General features: G+C 48.0%; 14 protein-coding genes. 6 read left to right on the top strand and 8 right to left on the bottom strand.

All coding sequences use genetic code 11. From position 1 onward, the window contains the following. Together RMO27_RS01675 and RMO27_RS01670 are read left to right on the top strand one after the other, a co-directional pair. Positions 1-565 (top strand): cation-translocating P-type ATPase C-terminal domain-containing protein (locus tag RMO27_RS01675; protein ID WP_309728505.1); only part of this gene is annotated, 565 nt, incomplete at its 5' end. Between the two features lie 401 nt (positions 566-966). Further along, the gene (locus RMO27_RS01670) at positions 967-1,749 is read left to right on the top strand and encodes a hypothetical protein (protein ID WP_309728502.1); all 783 of its coding nucleotides are present in this window, start codon (positions 967-969) and stop codon (positions 1,747-1,749) included. 127 nt (positions 1,750-1,876) lie between these two features. Here RMO27_RS01670 and RMO27_RS01665 read toward each other — a convergent pair whose 3' ends face one another. Next, the gene (locus RMO27_RS01665; RefSeq protein WP_309728500.1) at positions 1,877-2,017 is read right to left on the bottom strand and encodes a hypothetical protein; all 141 of its coding nucleotides are present in this window, start codon (positions 2,015-2,017) and stop codon (positions 1,877-1,879) included. Positions 2,018-2,168: 151 nt separating this feature from the next. Between RMO27_RS01665 and RMO27_RS01660 the strand changes: the two genes are divergently transcribed. The 3 genes from RMO27_RS01660 (at position 2,169) to RMO27_RS01650 (ending at position 3,276) form a co-directional block, all read left to right on the top strand. Then, on the top strand, positions 2,169-2,486 hold the full coding sequence (locus RMO27_RS01660; protein ID WP_309728498.1) for a HigA family addiction module antitoxin: 318 nt from the start codon (positions 2,169-2,171) through the stop codon (positions 2,484-2,486). An 82-nt stretch (positions 2,487-2,568) separates the two neighbouring features. After that, entirely contained in the window at positions 2,569-2,823 is a 255-nt protein-coding gene (locus RMO27_RS01655; RefSeq protein ID WP_309728495.1) for a hypothetical protein, read from the top strand. A 210-nt stretch (positions 2,824-3,033) separates the two neighbouring features. Then, a complete protein-coding gene (locus RMO27_RS01650; protein WP_309728493.1) occupies positions 3,034-3,276 on the top strand; it encodes a Nif11-like leader peptide family natural product precursor in 243 nt (80 codons plus the stop codon). Positions 3,277-3,433: 157 nt separating this feature from the next. On the opposite strand, the gene RMO27_RS01645 is transcribed toward RMO27_RS01650, so the two are convergent. Continuing rightward, positions 3,434-6,031 carry a sigma 54-interacting transcriptional regulator gene (locus tag RMO27_RS01645; protein ID WP_309728491.1) on the bottom strand — a complete coding sequence of 866 codons (2,598 nt, stop codon included), beginning with the start codon at positions 6,029-6,031 and terminating at the stop codon, positions 3,434-3,436. Between the two features lie 117 nt (positions 6,032-6,148). Here RMO27_RS01645 and RMO27_RS01640 point away from each other — a divergent pair, with 117 nt between their 5' ends. Further along, the gene (locus RMO27_RS01640) at positions 6,149-6,280 is read left to right on the top strand and encodes a hypothetical protein (RefSeq protein WP_309728488.1); all 132 of its coding nucleotides are present in this window, start codon (positions 6,149-6,151) and stop codon (positions 6,278-6,280) included. A 70-nt stretch (positions 6,281-6,350) separates the two neighbouring features. Here the strand turns inward: RMO27_RS01640 and RMO27_RS01635 are convergent, their stop codons facing one another. The 6 genes from RMO27_RS01635 to RMO27_RS01610 form a co-directional block, all read right to left on the bottom strand. Then, positions 6,351-8,573: a hypothetical protein gene (locus tag RMO27_RS01635; RefSeq protein ID WP_309728486.1), complete on the bottom strand. Its 2,223-nt coding sequence runs from the start codon at positions 8,571-8,573 to the stop codon at positions 6,351-6,353. 161 nt (positions 8,574-8,734) lie between these two features. After that, positions 8,735-10,636 carry a C39 family peptidase gene (locus tag RMO27_RS01630; protein ID WP_309728484.1) on the bottom strand — a complete coding sequence of 634 codons (1,902 nt, stop codon included), beginning with the start codon at positions 10,634-10,636 and terminating at the stop codon, positions 8,735-8,737. A 55-nt stretch (positions 10,637-10,691) separates the two neighbouring features. Beyond that, positions 10,692-11,918: an RNA-guided endonuclease TnpB family protein gene (locus tag RMO27_RS01625; RefSeq protein ID WP_309728482.1), complete on the bottom strand. Its 1,227-nt coding sequence runs from the start codon at positions 11,916-11,918 to the stop codon at positions 10,692-10,694. Between the two features lie 103 nt (positions 11,919-12,021). Further along, positions 12,022-12,468 carry a tetratricopeptide repeat protein gene (locus RMO27_RS01620; protein ID WP_309728480.1) on the bottom strand — a complete coding sequence of 149 codons (447 nt, stop codon included), beginning with the start codon at positions 12,466-12,468 and terminating at the stop codon, positions 12,022-12,024. A 264-nt stretch (positions 12,469-12,732) separates the two neighbouring features. Then, positions 12,733-12,975 (bottom strand): 2Fe-2S iron-sulfur cluster binding domain-containing protein, encoded by a 243-nt coding sequence (locus RMO27_RS01615; protein WP_309728478.1) that lies wholly within the window; start codon positions 12,973-12,975, stop codon positions 12,733-12,735. Between the two features lie 71 nt (positions 12,976-13,046). Further along, positions 13,047-13,843: SAM-dependent methyltransferase (locus RMO27_RS01610; RefSeq protein WP_309728476.1), on the bottom strand; the 797-nt coding region annotated here is incomplete at its 5' end.

Here is a 13,843-nt window from a genome sequence, read left to right as displayed (position 1 = left end):
GCCACTTTCCCCACTTCAAATCCTGTGGATGAATCTAGTCACAGATGGAATTCCCGCTGTTGCCCTCGCCTTGGAACTAGGAGAGCCAGATGTGATGCAGCGTCCACCTTTTCAGCCCAGTGAAAGTATTTTTGCGAGAGGTTTGGGTGCGTATATTATCAGGATTGGACTAGTGTTTGCGATCGTCACGATCGGATTAATGAAATGGGCATTCGATCGAACCCATGCCGTCGATTATCCTGGCGATCCCGATACCTGGAAAACGATCGTCTTTACCACGCTCTGTATCGCCCAAATGGGTCATGCTTTAGCTGTACGCTCTGTGAATAAACTCGTTGTTGAAATTAATCCTTTTAGCAATCCACTGTTATTGTGGGCGATTTTGGGCACCATTCTGTTGCAATTGGCGGTAGTTTATATTGCTCCATTGCGATCTTTTTTTGGGACTCATCCTTTAAGTCTATTTGAACTGGGAGTCTGTTTTGGTTGCAGCTTACTGATATTTATCTGGATTGAAGGGGAAAAGTTATTTGTGCGGTGGTTTCGATCTAAAAGTCGAGATTAGTAACTGCGATCGTGTCATGGCAATCGGCTACGCCTTCGATCGAGCAGATGAGCAATACTGACACTTAACGGCTAAGCTCAACGGACACAGACAGATTCTCCAACCCAACCGACTAACCCAATTGTGCTGGTGCAGCGCAGTGTTAGCCTGCCACATCGCCAACTAAACTCAAAGCAACCTCGCCACTTACAGTTTAACCTGAAACCACAACTGCCTCAACGAATTGAAAGCCATAACTTAGAATTGCTGAAATCGAGCCTGATCCCTTATGATAAGGTCTTGACTAATGCTATCGTACAAAATGAATCCTTCGACTTGGCGGTTAAAGTGGTACGATTACATGTTGAATCTTCCCTACAAAAATTGTCCCATTTTCTTTGAACTGTTAAGGATTAATAAAGATGAACTCGATCGAGAAGTTACCCCGCTTCCTCGCGTCATGTGCACCTAGCATCGCCGGATCGATAGCTATTTTTTCTTGGATGTTCGTTTCCTCGGCATATGCATCAACCTACATTTGTCCATCAGGTCCACGCGCAGGAGAGCGTCAGGTTGGGATGACTGGCGGCGGCAATGGAATCGGCTCATTACCCATATGTGCAGCCACCGCCACAGGTGCTGCCAAAGGTGAATCGCCACAAGTCGATGGCAAGCAAAGAGCCATCAATGCTCTTACGGGATTTAGAAGATATATGGCTGAAAATCAGCGAGAAGTCGATAGACTAGTGAACGATCCACGCTTTAAGACCTACCATAAAGGTGGGTGGGAGTTCTATCAAACCAAAAAAAAAGGCGCTGGGCCAGGGGAATATTGCGCGGCTGTGTATTGGAGTAAACATGGGATGGTTGTCTTTTCTGGACCAGGTGGAACATTCAAAAATGCCATGTTGATTTTTCTGGGAGATGACGTTCCGAAGCCAAGCCAAGCGACGAATGTGAAGGTAACTTTGCTGCAAAGCGATGGTGCAGCTCCACAGACAGTGTCTGCATACAACTATGTGGAACCTGGTGAACCGTTCGGATCCATCGCGCTCGTCGTCCCATCGATCGAAGCTGGACTAGAGGGGATGTCCGAGAAACAGAGCTTCAAGTTGATGATAAAGGACAAGGTGATTTACGATCTTTCTTGGCATAGTGGGCTAATGGCAAGAGAACATCTGAAAAAGTGCGCGTCTCAGAAGTAAAGTATCGCGATGAATCCGCTATCATATTGCATCTACAAGGTTTTCAGCAACATGCTAGCAAATTTTTTATTGAGTAACACTGAGACATTTTACAATGACAGAGATTGAGAGCCAATCTCGTGAAATTTTAAACCGAGCGCGGCTCCGCCAACGACAATGATTCGATCGGAACAGAACCACCTTCTATTGCCTGAATCTGTGAATCATAAAGTGCATCACCCCGTTGGGTAAACTCTTCTTTAGTGTATCGGGGTTGTCGAATTGTCATAGACTTGACCTCATTTCAACGCTGCTCCTACATTTTAACTTGCTCGGTTGCGATGTTAATGTGGTAAGTATCGGATTTGCTTTGAGTGGTCGCCAGTCTGATGCCCAAGCAGTAGAAATAGTTGATTATCACTAGTTTGGAGAACGTTATCATGGTTCGTATTCCCACAAATCGTCCGCCGACTCATCCAGGCGAAATGCTGCTGACCGAATTTTTGGAACCTTTGGGCTTAACCCAAAAACATTTGGCTGATAGCATCCATGTCCCATACCAACGGATTAACGAAATTATTAATGGCAAACGTGGTGTGACCGCTAGTGCCGCCCTGCGATTAGCGAAATTTTTTGGTGTGTCTAATGACTTCTGGTTAAATTTGCAGTTGCGATGGGATCTGTATCATGTCCAAAAACAAGAATGGGAATCGATTACCTACGGTAGGCTACGCCAACGAACAAATTCAAGTTTTTAGCAAAGCTTCCTGATTTAATGAGAGATGTTTATTTTGATCGCTATTTGGGCATACTAGATTCACCACATCATCGAACTATTGTATGCACAAATCGATCGGGATTGTAGCTGTAGCTGGCATTACCCTGTTTTCTAGTCATCTGCTTGCCCAAAATATCAGCCCTAAGCCAGATTGCAATATCAAAGGGAATATATCTTGGAACAACAATAAAAAACTGTATCATCTTCCAGGCATGAAAGACTACAAAAACACGAAAATTGACCCCGATAAAGGAGAAGTCTGGTTTTGTACGGAATCAGCAGCGATTGCTAGTGGCTGGAAAAAAGCACCAAGATAAGCGATGGCTCCAATAGATTGACAAATATTGGAGATCTATTATTTGTTTGAGAGAATAATTAAGATTGTAGAAGCTTGGGAATTGCTCCGCAATTAGCGATCTATACTGAAGTTAGTAAAGAACCAGAAAATCGACTCGCGTTGAGGTGGGGAAGAGTCGATCGAGTTCCGAATAAACCACTTGTAATCGCCGATCGAGAGGGCATTTGCAATGAAAACACATTTAGATAGATTCTACAAACTAGTCGCAAAGAAACCAGATCTAGCTCGGCAATTTGATGCGATCGTCGAAAGAACAGATTTTCTCAAATTAGCAGTTCAACTTGGTAAGAAGTGGGGCTACACTTTTACACCTACTGAACTCCAAGCCTCGATCGAATCTACGACGGCTACCGGACAAGGTGAATACTTCTGTCTGCCCCTCGGTTGTTGGCACAAAATCCAGTCGGTGTGAGCGATCGCTAGCAGCTAAATAGTTAGGCATGTAAATCGAATTTCAAGCACTGTGACAATCTGGTTTGGTGAAATTTAACTGTGGCACTCGATCTACAATCTCTATCGATCGATCCCCTCTGGAGGGGATTTTTAGTAGAGATAGAGATATGGAATAGTTAATTACCAACAATCGAGAGCCACAGAGTTACTAGCAGACAAATGCTAGCCAGATGTTGAGGCATAGTCGATCGAATCGAGCGTTTGGCTATTTTCTGAGTCAAGAAGAATGTAACTATTAATGCCACAACTAACGTCATTCCTTGGAGAAAAGCAATGACGGCTGAAGGGGCAATAAAACTGGGTAAATTATTACTAACTTGTCCGAATGTGGCAAATGTAATTGGGATAATTTGGCCGCCTTCTGCTAAGCCTAATTTAAAATAATGAGCTAAGTTACCACCTAAAACTAAAGGTAAATAGCCATAAGCCATCGTGATGAATGGTAGTGGCTTGCAGATTTTCAAGGAGATAAATTCTAATTTATCGAGCTTGTATAATCCTTGCATCAAGCTGTAAGCTAGCAATGGAATTAGTGCGGGAATTGTAATTGCCGCGATCGAGAATCCCAAATGTGGTAAAAATTGAGTTAAATCTATTTGCAATCCTAATAGCTGGTTAATTTCTGGTAGCCGATGCAGATAAACCCCGCCTAGCAGGAGCAATAATAAAGCCACTTCATAAGCATGTGGAACATGTGTCGTCCACAGTTCGATACCGGGCGGACGGAGATTGAGTTCTACCGATCGATGGGGACAGGCTTTGAGGCAAGTCATGCACAAGACGCAATCTTTATTATCGGTTAATTGGGCAGGATGGGAATAAATCGGACAGCCATTGGTCGTCTGTCCCTCGCCAAAACCGACACCACCTTTATAACAGTGATAAGTCGTGCATTCTGCCGCACAAGTCCCCTGCTGGGCGCGCAACTCGACGATCGATAGTTTAGCAAATAAACCATTCATGCCGCCGATTGGACATAGATATCGACACCAAAAGCGGCGTTCAAAAATTAGTGAGAAAACTATCGCCCCACCAGTGATGAGCAATAACAACCAACTGGATAAATAGGCAGTATTCTCTAGATTCCAGAGTTCTTCCCATAGGAAAATCAAGACAAATAATCCAAATAAAAACCAACCGCCCCATTTTTCCGCAGTCTCGCGCGGCCATTTCGCGAGCGTTCGGGGAAAGAATTTGAGCGAGAGTTTTTGGACGATTTCACCATAAATCATGAACGGACAAAAAGCACACCACAATCTACCAATAATTGGAAATAATAATAAGATTAACGGCCACCACCACGCCCAAAATAGATTGAGCGCAAAGTTATGCTGGCGATCTTGCGGAGCCAAAAATAGAATCGCTACGACGATCGGAAACACCCAAGCCGTAAATCCATAATTAATCCGATCGGGATACCAATCACTATTTAAAAACTGGCGCAACTGGGGATAAGCATTGAGTAAATTTAGGCGAAATAATTGTTTCTTTGGTGCCTGCTCCCAAAATACTTCCTCTGCCAATACCTGACTACCTTGGGCTTGTACCAATGCTCGATCGACCATTCCCTGCAATTCTTTTAAATTACCAGGAAAATCATAGGCTTGTAAGCGACGAATTGCTTCGGGAGTGACTTGCGGTTTGACACTACGATGGCGATCTACATTAGCAGCTATCGCCGGATTTACCAATTGTTTTTGCCGACCGACAATCTTGATATAGTACTTTACTTGTGCTTCGATATCGGCCTTCCGCACCCGCAATCCTGGTACTTTAATCTGATGAACGATCGCTTTATTAAAGGTCGGTTGCGGACTTTCGGAAATCAGAATAATGCGCGCATTACTCGGTCGCGGCGGGAGTGGTATCTGCCCTTCACGCACAATTGGTGTATAGTTACCAGTGGTTAATAATTCCTGGATTTGCGGTAATAGAGATCGCGGTAATTCCTGCACATCATTGAGGATTAACGTGCCTTCACCCAGCCATTCTAATAATCCTGGCTTACCACCCACGCGCCCAAATAATTCCGCGCCATTGGCCGTAATTAGCGCGCTTTTGAGTGTAATTATCGGTTGATGGCGACGCGGGGAGCCAAAGTGAATCAGCGCGGCAATATTATCTTTTTCTAACCCTGGTTCGCCGGAAATTAAGACCGATCGATCGTCACTAGCGGCGGTACGAATTTGTTGGCGCAACTTGACAGCATACCGACTGCTACCAATAATCCCGCGTTTGGCTTGAGGCACTAAATAAGTCCGCAGCGCGGCTTGTCTGTCCTGCTCGAAGGCGATTTCACCTTCGAGTTGCTCCAATTTTGCTGCCAACCGCTCGGCGTAGGCGGCGGTAATCTGGGGATATTTAGCAACTAAATCCTGCCATTTGGCGGCAGATATCGTCTGGAACTGACACTCTGTCAGGGTGACAATCCGACTATCAGTCGGTTGAGATCGCTGCAATGCGGATAAATTCACCACCGCACCAGGTAACAAACCAGTCGCCCACATCAATCCTGCCCGTTGACGACGATAACGCTCGGCTTGCCCCGACTCCAGGATATATAACTTGGCAACAGGCGTATCTTCGATCGTCACTCGACAGCCTGCTGGTACAGACAATACCATCAATTCACTCGCGATCGATTCTAAGACCTCATGGGGCAACATGCCTAGCTCGGTAGCTGATTCTAACCAGTTAACTAAGTCGGTAGACATGTGCAGGTACCTGTCGATCGTTAGTTACCAGTTTACCCTGCACCGCAAGGGAGAATGTTAAGTAGGCTCGATCGTGAATGAAAAATCCCCTCCCAGGAGGGGTGCCTGAAAGGCGGGGTGGGTAGATCTGCGATCAAACAATACAATCCCGACTGCTCTAACCTCGCCAGATCGATCGAACTACCGATCGATTTTCCCGATACCGACGGTGCCAATTTTTTGAGGGTGAGCTGGTGGGGAGATGGTTGATGGGTGGCGGAGATCTGACCCACCCCGCCCTACAGGCACCCCTCCCAAGAGGGGATTTTTTGGACGATCTTTAGATTTTGAATGATAGAAATGGGCGGACAAAATCCCAAACTACTCGCAGCCAGTCAGCCAAGAATGGTAAGTGAAAGGTGTTGGTAAATATCGATTCTAGTGCCTGACGATAAGCCCGATAAAAGGGAATATCTTCAGAGTGTTCGGGATACGCTGACTTAGCGGCTGCCAGATGTTCTTTGACAAGGCGGAGTTTGACATTACTAGAGTCTGCGCTCGATCGAGCCACCAAAATCGCTTGGGTAATTTCGAGTAAAAATTGATATTCAGGTGAATAATTTTCGCTCGGTAGTAAATTGTCCAAATATGTCCTCGCATCCTCAGTTTTAGCAGTAAGAGCTAGATCGAATGCAAACCAAACTAAATGCGACGTCTTGCCGCTATCGCTGTCGAGATCGAGGGCGGCATGATGGACTTTGCGTGCGTCGGCGTCGGAGCCGAGTGCGCGCAAAGCTTCGGCGAGATTGACCAGCATCCACGGTTTGAGATCCGATCGAGATCGCCAATCCGCCAACCAGGTAATAATCCGGCGATTTGCTTGCACCAATCGTAATACATAGCCCACAGATCCCCACAAGCCAGTTTCCTGTCTGAGGATCTGTTTGTGTTTGTCGATGAAATCATATAGAGCTTGAGGCTGCTGGTTGCGGGCAAGTAGGCGCAGATAATCCTCGATCGCGCTGTGACCTACAGCGGACTGGAAATCTAAAGTATGAATATAGCGATCGAGTTTCGACCAGTACTTTAATTCCGCTGCAAGATCGATCCATAAGCATTGGACGTAGGGACTGACGGTAGCTTGCGATAGTTGGGCGTGGAGGATACTTTCGATATTGTCAGCCAACCCCACCGACTTCATTGCCGCTATTGCCGCGCTCAAGCCCCGATTGTTTTCCAGTTCGCAGTGACAGAGTTGCGCCAGTGCTGACTCAGCAGTAGCATGATCGCCGTGATATAACGAGACTTTAACCTGTGCGGGTAAGTAGACATCAGGGTCGAGATGGGGCTTAATGCGAGCGAGTGTGGTGGTGGCATCTTCAAAGTTTTCGGCTTGCCAGTGCAAGTGAAATAGCGAGATCCCACCATAGTCGTAGTGGGGAGCGATTTCTAGCGATCGTTCCCAGGCGGTTTGGGCATTGGCTCGATCTCCTGTCCGGTTGTAAGCATCACCTAAATAGCCCCAATTTACCGGATCGTCAGGATCTAATTCAACCAGTTTTTGGGACGCAGGTAGATATTCATCGAGATTGTCAGATCGATCGAAATATTGGGCGAGTTGCAACCATGCCCATTCGTAATCTGGCTCAGTCGCGACTAGCTCCCGCAAGCGATCGAGTGCATCTTGATGTTTGCCCCACTGTTGCTCGACCCAGACGGCTCTGGCTCTGAGGGATGTGGGTCGATCGGTTTCCCAGGCATCGGTATTGCAAACAGCTAAGGCGGTTTCATATTCCTCGTCGCGCACCAATAATCGCGCCTTAAAATCATAGGCATCGACGGAATAAGGATCGAGATCGATCGCTCGATCGAGTGCGGCTATGGCTTCGGGTCGCGCTTCATCTGGTAGGATCTCAGCCAGAAAATACCACGATCGCGCGTCTTGCGCGTGGGTGTGAGTGAGTTCGCGGACTAGCCCCACGGCAAATTCGGGACATTCGCACACCTGCGACCATTCCTTGAGTTTTTCCCACGCCCAGGCGTAATTATGACCGCCACTAGTAGTTTGGACGACGATTTTGAGTCGATCGAGGGCGGCTGCCCGATCTTCCGTCCGCCAGAGGATTTCGGCGAGATAGCAATGGTTGCTGTACTCGCGGGGGTCGCGGACGATCGCATTTTTTAGTAGCTCTATGCCCCGATCGAATTGTTCGGTGCGATCGTAGATGCGGCTGAGTCTACCGATTGGGATGTTCCACGTCGGTGAGATTTCCAGGGCGCGGTGCAGGGCGATCGGTTCATTTTCGGTATCATCTTGCTGGCGATAAACCGTCGAGAGATCCAGCCAAGCCTTGGGTAAGAGCGGATAGCGATCGGTAAATTTCAGTGCCAAGGCGAGGGCTTCATCAACCAGATCGAATTGCAGCAATTGGGAAATCAAGGCCGACCAAGCTTGCCACAAATCGGGTCGGTGCGTCCAGGCTGCCTGCATTTGGGCGAGCAAAGTTGCGGGTGCGAGGATATTCGCCGCCTGAGCTTGATAGGTATTAATCGCATCGCCCATCGTCACTTGTGTGGTTAACTCCGCAAAAACGAATGCGAGGGCTGATTGGCGTTCTTCGTGGGTATAACAGACGGATAATAGTGCCCCAATTGCGCCATCACTATCGATCGATAACCTAATCGATTCTTTGTAGGCGGCTTTCGCGGCGGGAATATCGCCCGTCAGCTCGCGGCGATACCTTGAGTTTCGGCGAGGAAATTCGCGATCGAGCGATTGACATCGATCGCCAGGGGTTCGATCGCCAGGATCGCCTGCCAGTGCTGGCAGCTAGTGGTGGTATCGCCTTGCCTAGAGGCTAATTCTGCCGCCGCTCTGAGCCACGTCGTCGGCGCGACAGTCTCGCGCACGCTTTGCGCCTGTTGATAGCGTCCGTACTCGGCATAGACATCGGCAGCACCCATGCATAATTCACCCTGTTGAGCTAGATCTGAGTTGACACTAGCCGCGATCGCCTGATCTAGTAATTCAAAAGCTTCCGTCGTCCGATTTAACTGGCTGTAAGCCCAACATAGGGTCAGCAGGGGTTCTGCGGATTTCTTACCCAGTCGCTGCCAGCGTTGTTCGAGCAGTTGGAGGGCGGGCTGAGTCTGATTGCGGTGGCGGGCGGTAAAGAAATAAGTTTTAGCGTAGTGAGATCTTTTTTCTTCTAGACAGGCGGCAAATCGATATAGTTCAAATGCCAGATCGTACTCCCGTTGCACCCAGAGGATCTGCGCCAGGGAATAATAATTTTGGGCACTACTGGGCATCTGGCGGATCGTGCGTCTGAGTAGGGCGATCGCCAATTCTGCCGATCGACCATCATTGCCGATTTCTTGAGCGTAGTATTGCAAAAACACTGGGTGTGAGTCGATCTCACACATATTCGCCAAAATTTCCAACCGCTCTTCCTGGCGGGTTAATTCGCGCAAGCAGGAGAGTTTGCCCAGAATCAAGTTACCGCAATCGGGAAACTGGACTAGGGATTTTTCGATTGCGGCGAGTACTCGCGTTTCGTCGCTATCGTAGCTAGCGATCGATCGTTCGGCATCGAAAGTCAGTCGATGGTTGGGAGCAATTTCGACCAGTTGCTGGTAAATCTGCTCGGCAATTTCCCGCCGATGGTGTTCGAGAGCGTCTTGCAGTTCGTAAGATCGATCGTATAAATTCGCATCAGGTAGGTCTAAATCCTTTAATAGCTCATATTTGTCCTGGGGCAGAATTACCATCCCTCTAGGGCCAAATGCGGCGTAATGAGCGAGCATTTCCTGCGCCCACATTTCCCCGATCTGGCGATCGTAGGGATCGCGAATCAATAATTGTTGGAGATTGCTGTCATAACCGATGACTGCTTGTAAATGCGCGCTCGTTGGCTCGACAGTACCGAGCGTAAACGGGATGCCCCGATCGATTAAGGCAGTCGCACTCTCCCAAGCAATCGTAAATTCCCGCGCGATCCAGCCGTTTTGTGCTGCCCACAGCCGCTCCCGATAGGGTGCCGTTCCGTCATAGCAAATCTCCGTCGCGATCTTCAGATGATCCGTCGCTTGCCCCCAATACCGCGTCAGGGTTGCCAGTGTGGCTGGGGCGCAAGTCGCCCGATGTTGGCGGACGAACCCGACTGGTAACAGTACCCGCTTGCCCACTAGGGGCTGGACTTGCAGTCGCTCGGCAATCTTTTGATAAGAAGAACTCTGGACTTGAGCGGCTAACTGACTAGCAGTTTCAAAATCGCCTAAATAGTAAGCCAGATCGGTTTGTCTGGCGAGTAACCACTGCTTGCCAACAGGTTCGAGTAGTGGCGTAAGTTCGGCATAGCGATCGTAATTTTGCTGCGCTGCGGCATAATCGCCCAATTCGGTTTGTAACTGCGCTAGGGTATGGGCGATCGCGCTACTTTCCGTGTGTCGCAATGTTTCCGCCAACAATTCGCGGGCTTCCTCCTCCCGATCGAGCAACGTCAACATCCGCGCGATCGTCAGTGTCGCCGCACTATCGTAAGGCTTGAGTTGCAAAGCTTTCATCGCCACCGCTTTCGCTTGTGGATAGAGATCTCGCTCCTCCAACACCCAGGCTTGGGTCACATACAACCATTGACTACTCCCCGCCGTAAACGGCAAGGATTCTCTAGCTTCGCAACTAGGTTTTCTGCTTCTTTCCCTGTCTTGTTGCGCTTGTGGCGTCGGGAAACCCGACGGGCGCGCACAGCTGACGGGTTTCTCGCAACTGCCCTTTAGAGGATTCTCTATCCGGTCTTATGTTCGCTCCACAGACTGAAACGGCTAGCCCAGCCGCCAAAATATTCTTACTGGCGTTGATATCTCTGTCATGGTTCATCCCGCATTTCGGACATTCCCACACACGAATATTCAACGGCAGTTTATCGACGATATGCCCACAGTTCCCACACCTTTTAGAGTTGGGAAACCAGCGGTCGATTTTAATCAGCTCTCGTCCATACCACTCGCACTTGTAAGTGAGTTGGCGAATCAATTCTCCCCAACTCGCATCGCTAATAGCAAGTGCAAGCTTATGGTTCTTCACCATATTTTTGATAGCCAAATCCTCAACTACGATCGTTTGGTTTTCACGCACCAGTTGAGTTGTCAGCTTATGCAAAAAATCTTTACGTGCATCGGTAATCTGCGCGTGGACTCTAGCCACTTTTGCCTTTGCCTTATACCTGTTATTACTCCCTTTTTGCTTTCTAGAAAGAGCCTTTTGGATTCTTCTCAGCTTCTTGTGAAGCTGTTTAAAGTGTTTGGGATTGGCAATCTTGTCACCATTGCTGGTGGTAATCAGGCTGGTAATACCCATGTCCAACCCAATCGATTTATCCGATTTTGGCAGTTGGGCAATGTCAGTATCTACCAACAAGGATGCAAACCAGCGACCGCTAGCATCAAGCTTGACCGTGATAGTAGATGGCTCACAATCAGAGGGCAAATCTCTACTCCACCGAATTGGCAAAGCTTCGGTGCATTTAGCCAGAAATACTTGACCATCTTTCCATCGGAAACCAGCCTTTGTAAATTCTGCGCTACCACCTTGATGCTTCTTTTTGAAGTTGGGATATTTAGCTCTTCCAGCAAAGAAGTTGGTAAACGCTTTTTGAAGATTTCTCAGTCCTTGTTGAAGTGGCACAGAGCTAACTTCATTCAGAAAATCCAGATCTTCTTGTTGCTTCCAACCTGTCAACATGGAGGAAGTTTGAACGAAGTCGATTCGTTCTTGACGTTCGTACCACCCTGACGTTCTAGCATCTAAAGCCTTGTTGTACACTAGCCGCACACAACCCATTGTCCGCCGCAAGAGTGATTCTTGCTCGGTCGTAGGATAGAAGCGGTAGCGATAGGCTTTTTGCATTCTTAAATTCTAGCACGTTCCTGTTAAGACTACTAGAACTATCCATAGCGCATACATCTTAACTGCGTTTTCGCCTAGAAAGCCGCCCTGAAGTGCGGGGTTTTTACCCAATTTTCCGATAATTTTTGGGATCGATGGCGATCGCTTGTTGTAGACAGCGGAGTGCCGCATCAAAATCCCGAAACTCCGACAATAATCGCGCCCGAAATGCCCACCATTCCGCCCGTTCGCGATCGATTGCCTCCGGCCAATCTTCGATCGTGCGTGCAAATTCCCACGCTCGCAACAAACCCTGCCGAGCGACTAGAAATCGACCGTAATATGCAGCTGTTGTCGCCGATTTTTCCCCATGCCACGCCCACAAATGATAAGCATAGTCCCGTCGTTGTCCGCCTACTTGCAGCGCAATCCGTCCGGCGAGAATGCGCGCAGATGTGCCGCGCCACTCAGACAGCGGGGCATGAGCGATCGCGGTTTGATAAGCTTGGCAGTGCAGTCCGCGATCGTATAATGACTGAACCTGACTGAGGATTTCTACCGGAATTTGCATGGTGGCTAAACATCATAACATCTTAGTCTTTATGCCGATTGTCGAGTGTTTGACCTTTCCAATCGCCACTTAACTCTTCGTAGTATTCCCGCTAGCATTCCCAATCCAACTCGATCTCACTTCAAGATCGAGTGCGAATCAGTCTATAGATTCAGGTCATTGAGCTAGGATACTAGCGAGAAGATCGTGCTAGGACTATAAATTTAACTACACTCTCAGCCGCCACAATTCCTGAAAATCGATCGCCAAAATCTGAGTGAGTAGTTACCAAATCGGATCGTCATAACGATGGACGATTAAAACCGATTCACCAATTGGGATACTCGCCAAACAAGCCCGCACGGGGTGTTCTTGGCCTTCGATTTCCACCTCGCAAGCATAACAAGAACCCATCAAGCAACCAGTGGGAATCGTAATTCCGGCGCGATCTGCAACGTTGAGCAATGCTTCCCCTGGTTCGGCGGTGACGGTAACTTTATCTGGTAAGAAATGAACTGTGACTGACATATTTTTGATTAGTCGATCGAGTGTGTTTAGAAACCCAACCTCTCAAAGAAGTCGGATTTCTATCTTAACTTTTAACTTTTGACTTTTAGCATCATCATTTTATCGGCCAGAAGCGATCGCACATTTTCTAGAGAAATCTCGATCGATCCTAACATCTCACCGACAGTTAATTGCTGCTCTTGATTTCGATCGCAAGCTTGCATAAACGCAAATTCAGTCTCGGTGAGATTAATTAACTTCCAATCACAATTAAACACATTTTGACTTTCCCAACCTTCAAGACAGGGATGTCGAGCGGGAATTGCCGCCAGAATGAGCGCATCTTGCGACCAATCGATCAAGTTAGGTAACGGTGGTTTGGATAGGAAAAACTCATAATGCGCGACATCAGTATCGAGCAACTCGATCAGTCGATATTGCTGGCGGATATCTAGCTTTTTGGCGCGTTCCAGTGCTTCGGGTGCCTTGCCCAATAGTCGCTCTAAACTCCAAAAATCAGGATTGGAAAAGCCGACGAAATCCAAGCCCGAAGCATCGATCAGTTCAAATAATGTCGCGATATTGTAGTCGATTTCCTGGGGATGGACATACATATCGGCAAAGCATTCATCCTGGTGATTTTCGATCGCCCAGCGTTCTTTTTCCCGTTTCACTAGTCGATTGTTTTCAGGAAGTGCAGCAAAGATCGATCGGCCGATTTTGACACCATCTTGATAGTCACCCCGCTTATCGCCTTGCAAGATCCCGATCGCTTGTTGCATCAGTTCGATTTCCCACCGCCCCAACTCACCATAGACAAAAATATGCATCAACCCACCAGGGGCTAACTTGCCTGCTAGGGCTTGAATACCACGAATTGGATCTGGAG

The sequence above is a fragment of the Chamaesiphon sp. OTE_75_metabat_556 genome, assembly GCF_031378165.1.
In the GTDB taxonomy this organism is placed as follows: domain Bacteria; phylum Cyanobacteriota; class Cyanobacteriia; order Cyanobacteriales; family Chamaesiphonaceae; genus Chamaesiphon.
The sequence above is the reverse complement of the archived record's forward strand: the minus strand, read 5'-3'. Positions and strand labels throughout refer to the sequence as shown.

What these genes read in the sequence shown, in the direction of transcription:
- RMO27_RS01665 (WP_309728500.1), bottom strand. Translation starts at nt 2,017, where the DNA reads ATGACAATTCGACAACCCCGATACACTAAAGAAGAGTTTACCCAACGG.
- RMO27_RS01670 (WP_309728502.1), top strand. Translation starts at nt 967, where the DNA reads ATGAACTCGATCGAGAAGTTACCCCGCTTCCTCGCGTCATGTGCACCT.
- RMO27_RS01645 (WP_309728491.1), bottom strand. Translation starts at nt 6,031, where the DNA reads ATGTCTACCGACTTAGTTAACTGGTTAGAATCAGCTACCGAGCTAGGC.
- RMO27_RS01620 (WP_309728480.1), bottom strand. Translation starts at nt 12,468, where the DNA reads ATGCAAATTCCGGTAGAAATCCTCAGTCAGGTTCAGTCATTATACGAT.
- RMO27_RS01650 (WP_309728493.1), top strand. Translation starts at nt 3,034, where the DNA reads ATGAAAACACATTTAGATAGATTCTACAAACTAGTCGCAAAGAAACCA.
- RMO27_RS01635 (WP_309728486.1), bottom strand. Translation starts at nt 8,573, where the DNA reads ATGGGCGATGCGATTAATACCTATCAAGCTCAGGCGGCGAATATCCTC.
- RMO27_RS01615 (WP_309728478.1), bottom strand. Translation starts at nt 12,975, where the DNA reads ATGTCAGTCACAGTTCATTTCTTACCAGATAAAGTTACCGTCACCGCC.
- RMO27_RS01660 (WP_309728498.1), top strand. Translation starts at nt 2,169, where the DNA reads ATGGTTCGTATTCCCACAAATCGTCCGCCGACTCATCCAGGCGAAATG.
- RMO27_RS01655 (WP_309728495.1), top strand. Translation starts at nt 2,569, where the DNA reads ATGCACAAATCGATCGGGATTGTAGCTGTAGCTGGCATTACCCTGTTT.
- RMO27_RS01625 (WP_309728482.1), bottom strand. Translation starts at nt 11,918, where the DNA reads ATGCAAAAAGCCTATCGCTACCGCTTCTATCCTACGACCGAGCAAGAA.